The following is a 5,303-nucleotide window of genomic DNA, read 5'->3' on the forward strand; positions in this document are numbered from 1 at the left end:
CAAAAGTAACGGACATTACTAGGGAGCAGTTGGATTAAAGACTGGGGGCAGGTCAATGAAGGCATGCATCCGGTCATTGGCTGATTTTCGTGTAAGCCAGGCCCGGTAGGACTGTGAGGCCTTCACATAGTCGGCAATCACGCCGGGGAGGGCCCGGCGTTCTCTGCCTTTCAGCTTCTTCCGATGCCTTTTTTTCATCCACTGTTCCAGAACGGTGGCGAGTACCTGAGCTGGCTGCTCCACGATCCGATCGTTGAAATCGTTAATGGGGAAGGTAAATAGCTCAGGTGTCTGAAACCGGAAATCATAGACGTAGACTGCATGGCAGTCGAAAGGGTTAGAGCGCTCGAACTGGTTGAGGCTCCAACCGGTCGCTTCTAGGTGAGCTTTCGAAATTTCGAAATCAATTACTTGGTTTTCAGGAATGTCAGTCATGGTGAATCCGCTTTTGGTGTATTTTATTAACCTGTAAAGCAGATTTGAGCCACTTCAACGTTTCCTATTCACAGTTGTCACGACGGGTTTTAGAATGTTCTCTACGAGCAAGCATTTCTTCCCATGTGTCGGACCTATATGACGGTATTGAATTTTCAGCTGCGGTTTTAAGATTTAACTCTATATCTTGCTCCCACGCTTTAATTTGACCATCAGCGCATAAACTATCGACAGAATTTATAGCTTCTGTAAGTAATCTATGAATTGATGAATGCGCAATTCCTAGACCATGCTCCTCTGCAATGTTCTGCAATATTGAGTGAGTGGCCTGAATGGCTAGGGCGTGACCTATAATTTTCACATCTGACAAACCAGCTGGATCAAATTCTTCAAAGTACTTCATGTATTCATATGTTAATCCTTCTACTTCCTTGTAAATGTTGTCAGGATTCGATTTATTGGCTATCTCAGTATACATTTTGGCGGTTTCAATAATGTATTCATCATTGTGCATTTCGTAAATAGCGAATACCGCAAGATCTGCTTTTTGCAAAGGTGGTGGATCATACGAGTTAATCAGCTTTTGTGAGCAGTTTACCAAATATTGAATAGAGTTTTTAGGAAATTCATCATCTGAATCTATTTGTGAATATGATTCGTTAACAGTCATGCTCTTTATGATTCTAGGGCTTTTCAAAGCAGAAGCTGCCAATTCCCCTATAGTCTGATAAAGCTCTTCAACCTTTATGCTTCTCTTATCGAAGAAGGGGACGCAAGCAGAAGGTATCGGTTCGGTCTTAGCAGAACTGATAATTTGCCATACGATAGGAACTGGTATTGCAATTATGGCGACAATAACCGCAGCCCATTGAGCTTTAATTGAACCCCTCAAGTGTCTCCGAGTTGACTTATTCCAGAGCATCCCTGTCCCCTATCACGGTATCCAGTTTACTATAGCAAAATTGACTCTTTGACTGTTCGTTTTCAGGTTCTGACTCAGTTATTGCCAAAAAGGAGGTTTGTAATGTGCGGCTACATAAGGCGGGTCACAGACAGCCCTGAGGTCCAGGACATGCTCGATTCAATAGGCATGGGCCACCTGGCCATGAGCTTTTCTGGGGACGGGAGCACCGAACACTACTATCCAGCTTTCGGCGGCAACCCTGATAGGAAGATCCATAGCTTGATCGTTCCCGGAGAAGACGGGCCCAAGACGGTCGACGCAACCTGGTGGTTCGATTGCTCTGCAGCGGGAGACACTCTCAAGGTGGGAAACAGGACCACCTTCAAGAGTTACCAGAAAGGTTGATATTGTACCTTCGTATATCATGCTATACAGTTGTATAGTGTTGATGTATTCGACAGGTGATAGTGATGAAATCGGTTGCTTTAATGAGCGCTTCTGCACCGGAGCCACTGATCGGGATTCGGGTCGTCTCGCTCGCCTCCAACCTGCCAGGCCCCATCGCGGCCGCGCAACTGGCTAGCATGGGTGCACAGGTCACCAAAATTGAGCCCCCAGCTGGTGATCCGCTTGCTGCAGTGGCCCGAGCTTGGTACGACGAGCTTGTGGCTGATCAAGAGATCGTTGTCCTGGATCTCAAGCAGTCCGAACAGCGAGGCCGTCTTGATAATTACCTTGCAGATGCTGATGCCCTAATAACGGCCATGCGTCCGTCTGCGTTAAACCGTCTTGACCTGCACCGACTCTCCGAGACTCATCCTGCTCTGGTTCACGTCGAAATAGTCGGCCACGACGGAGATGCGGCTGAAGTTCCCGGGCACGATCTGACCTATCAGGCTGCACACGGCACGTTGTGCCCGCCGACCATGCCACTCGTTCCGGTGGCGGACTTGCTGGGAGCTGAGCGTGCGGTCTCTGCTGCGGTCGCGGGACTCCTGAGTCGAACGCGCGTTGGTAGGGGTGGCGGCTACAAGATAGTACTTGACCATGCCGCTCAGATGGCTGGTGCCGCAGTTCGCCACGGTCTGATGGGGCCTGCAACGCCTCTGGGAGGAGCGTTACCCACCTACCGCATTTATCCCACTTTGGACGGCTATGTCGCTCTCGGTGCGCTCGAGCCCCACTTTGCCGCCCGGGTTTCAGAGCATATCGGTCGTACGATTGAGGAGCTCGAGTCCACTTTCAAAACACGGACGACAAGCTACTGGGAAGCGATCGGTCGCGAACACGATATTCCTCTGGCCGAAGTCAAGGTCCCTACCTCCGGAGTAACAAATGATTAATCGTGAAGCAGTCATTGTTGATGCCGTAAGAACCCCGGTCGGCAGACGTGGTGGTGTACTGAGTCAATGGCATCCTGCCGACCTGCTCGGCTGCACTCTAAGATATCTTGTCGATCGCAGCGGAGTTGATCCATCCGCAATCGACGACGTGATCGCTGGCTGCGTGCTGCAGCATGACCAACAGTCCTCCAACATCGCCCGCCACGCCGTGCTTTCCGCCGGCTTACCCGAGTCCGTGCCCGCAGTAACTGTGGACCGCCAATGTGGTTCCGGACAGCAGGCAGTCAGCTTTGCCGCCCATGGTGTCATGGCTGGCAGCTATGATCTGGTGATCGCAGGTGGGGTTGAATCGATGTCGCAGGTGACTATGCCGTCAGCGTTTCAGCCAGGTGCGCCGCTCGGCCCTCAGTACGGCCCGCTTGAGCTGGAACGCTACGACGGTCGACTTATGGCGCAGGGTCCCAGTTCTGAACTTATGAACGATCGCTTCGGGATTAGCCGCGAGGAACTTGATGCTTACAGCGTTCGAAGTCATGAGCGGGCTTTCGCTGCTACCAGGGCTGGTGCTTTTGTCAAACAGATGGTGCCAATCACCGCCGATCCCCAAGACCCCAACGGTCCATGTATTACCGCTGATGAGGGCATTCGCGAGCATCTCGATGCGGAGAAGATGGCGGGCCTGAAGACGGTCTTTGCGAAAAATGGCCGCACGACGGCCGCGAACGCATCTCAGGTTAGCGACGGTGCGGCGGCACTGCTAGTCGCTGATCGTGGATACGCTGAACAAAAAGGCCTCAAACCACGCGCCCGCTTTCGTGCTATGTCGGTCGCCGGTGCGGACCCCGTGATCCAGTTCACCGCCATACTTGAGGCTACCCACAAGGCACTAAAAATGGCGGGACTAAGCGCGGCGGACATTGATTTGTACGAGGTCAACGAGGCTTTTGCAGGCGTACCGCTGATGTTTCAGCGCGAATTCGATATTCCGGATGACAAGCTCAATGTTAACGGTGGCTCAGTCGCAATCGGGCACCCGCTGGGCTCAACCGGTGCCCGCATGCTGACGGATTTACTTTGTGAACTTGAACGCTCAGGGAAGAAGTTGGGCTTACAGACTATCTGTGAAGCCCATGGCACTGCCAACACAACAATAATTGAACGCATCTGAGGAGAAAGATATGCAATCGACATATATTACTAAGGGTCGTCCTTCCACCCATGGCGACAGCTACCAGCTCAACACAACGACCATGATTCGGCATGCGGCCCGGACTTATCCAGAACAAGAAATCGTCTATCGTACCGCCGATGGCGGCTGGGACCGGTACACCTACGGCGAGTCCTACCTCCGGATCTGTCAAGCGGCTAACGCGTTGCGAAGCCTCGGTGTCGGCCCCGGGGACGTAGTTGGAATTCTGGACTGGAATAGTCGCCGACATTTCGAGCTCTATTGGGCGATCCCCGGCCTCGCTGCCGTCATGCTGCAGATGAACCTTCGTCTGGCGCCCGAGGACTTGGGCTATGTTACCGACCACAGTGAGGCGTCCTGGATTCTAGTTGACGAGACCCTGCTGCCAATTGCAGAGAAGCTCGCTCCGCTGGTGCCTCAAGTCAAAGGCTGGATCGTAATGACCGACCGTCCGCTGTCGCAGATCAGCACGACCCTGACGAACGTGCATCACTTCGAGGATCTGCTCCTGGCGGAAGATACACACATCGATTGGCCGATGGTGGACGAGACGTCGGCCTACAGCGCCTGCTACACGACAGGCACAACCGGTAGGCCCAAGGGAATCTACTACTCCCACCGCGGTATCTATCTGCACACTTTGGCGATGGACAGTGTGATCGGTGTGAGTAGTGACGACACCGCCATGCTCATTACGCCGATGTTCCACGGTCAGTGCTGGGGTCTTCCGCAGGCCGCCGTCCAGGCGATGGCTAAAGTCGTCCTGCCAGGCCGCTACGTCGCTGAGGATACGTCGGTTTTGGTCGATGCAATGATAGAAGAAAAGGTTACTGTAGCTAACGGTGCGCCAGCGATCTTTACACCGATGCTGGAGTACATCCGATCACTGGACAAGAAGCCAGACTTCAGCCGTGCGAGGCTGCTGAGCGGTGCCACCGAGCCATCGTTGCGTCTGATGCGTGGCTTTTATGATCTCACCGGGGCCGACATTATTCACGCCTATGGTGCCACCGAGACCACTCCGCTGGTCACGGTCAACAAGGGGCTGAAACCGTCGCTGCGCGAAGTGTTGAGCGACGAGCAAACATGGAACCGCAAGCGCTGCCAAGGCTTGATGGTATCCGGCGTCGATTTCCGACTGGTTGACGGTGCCGGTAAGGATGTGCCCTTCGACGGCATTTCCCAGGGCGAGGTGTTATTAAGAGGACCTTGGATCATCGAGAAGTATCATAAGCTTGAGGACGATGGAGATCGCTTCCTCGACGGCTACTGGCGGAGTGGTGACGTCGGCACGATTGACCAGCACGGCTACCTCAAGCTGACCGATCGTCTAAAAGACGTGATCAAGAGCGGCGGCGAGTGGATCTCCTCCATCGATGTTAGTGGCCAATTAAAATGACCCACTACTGGCCATTAATTTTGACCCACCCCC

General features: G+C 53.2%; 6 protein-coding genes. 4 read left to right on the forward strand and 2 right to left on the reverse strand.

Annotation, left to right across the window (positions count from 1 at the left end; all coding sequences use genetic code 11):
* Positions 1-18: 18 nt before the first annotated feature.
* Complete coding sequence (locus RO069_RS11140; protein WP_091849381.1) at positions 19-435, reverse strand: hypothetical protein; 417 nt, start codon at positions 433-435, stop codon at positions 19-21.
* A gap of 64 nt (positions 436-499) precedes the next feature.
* Positions 500-1,357, reverse strand: coding sequence for a hypothetical protein (locus tag RO069_RS11145; RefSeq protein ID WP_143066567.1), 858 nt, complete (start codon positions 1,355-1,357; stop codon positions 500-502).
* A gap of 102 nt (positions 1,358-1,459) precedes the next feature.
* Between RO069_RS11145 and RO069_RS11150 the strand changes: the two genes are divergently transcribed.
* The 4 genes from RO069_RS11150 (at position 1,460) to RO069_RS11165 (ending at position 5,270) form a co-directional block, all read left to right on the forward strand.
* Positions 1,460-1,744 (forward strand): hypothetical protein, encoded by a 285-nt coding sequence (locus tag RO069_RS11150; RefSeq protein WP_091849382.1) that lies wholly within the window; start codon positions 1,460-1,462, stop codon positions 1,742-1,744.
* A 65-nt stretch (positions 1,745-1,809) separates the two neighbouring features.
* Positions 1,810-2,682: a CoA transferase gene (locus RO069_RS11155; RefSeq protein WP_328187535.1), complete on the forward strand. Its 873-nt coding sequence runs from the start codon at positions 1,810-1,812 to the stop codon at positions 2,680-2,682.
* On the forward strand, positions 2,675-3,850 hold the full coding sequence (locus RO069_RS11160) for a thiolase family protein (protein ID WP_328187537.1): 1,176 nt from the start codon (positions 2,675-2,677) through the stop codon (positions 3,848-3,850). Before RO069_RS11155 ends, RO069_RS11160 begins: the two co-directional genes overlap by 8 nt.
* Positions 3,851-3,860: 10 nt before the next feature.
* Positions 3,861-5,270 carry an AMP-binding protein gene (locus RO069_RS11165; RefSeq protein WP_328187539.1) on the forward strand — a complete coding sequence of 470 codons (1,410 nt, stop codon included), beginning with the start codon at positions 3,861-3,863 and terminating at the stop codon, positions 5,268-5,270.
* Positions 5,271-5,303 lie beyond the last annotated feature (33 nt).

Source organism: Marinobacter sp. OP 3.4 (assembly GCF_036224885.1).
GTDB lineage: Bacteria > Pseudomonadota > Gammaproteobacteria > Pseudomonadales > Oleiphilaceae > Marinobacter.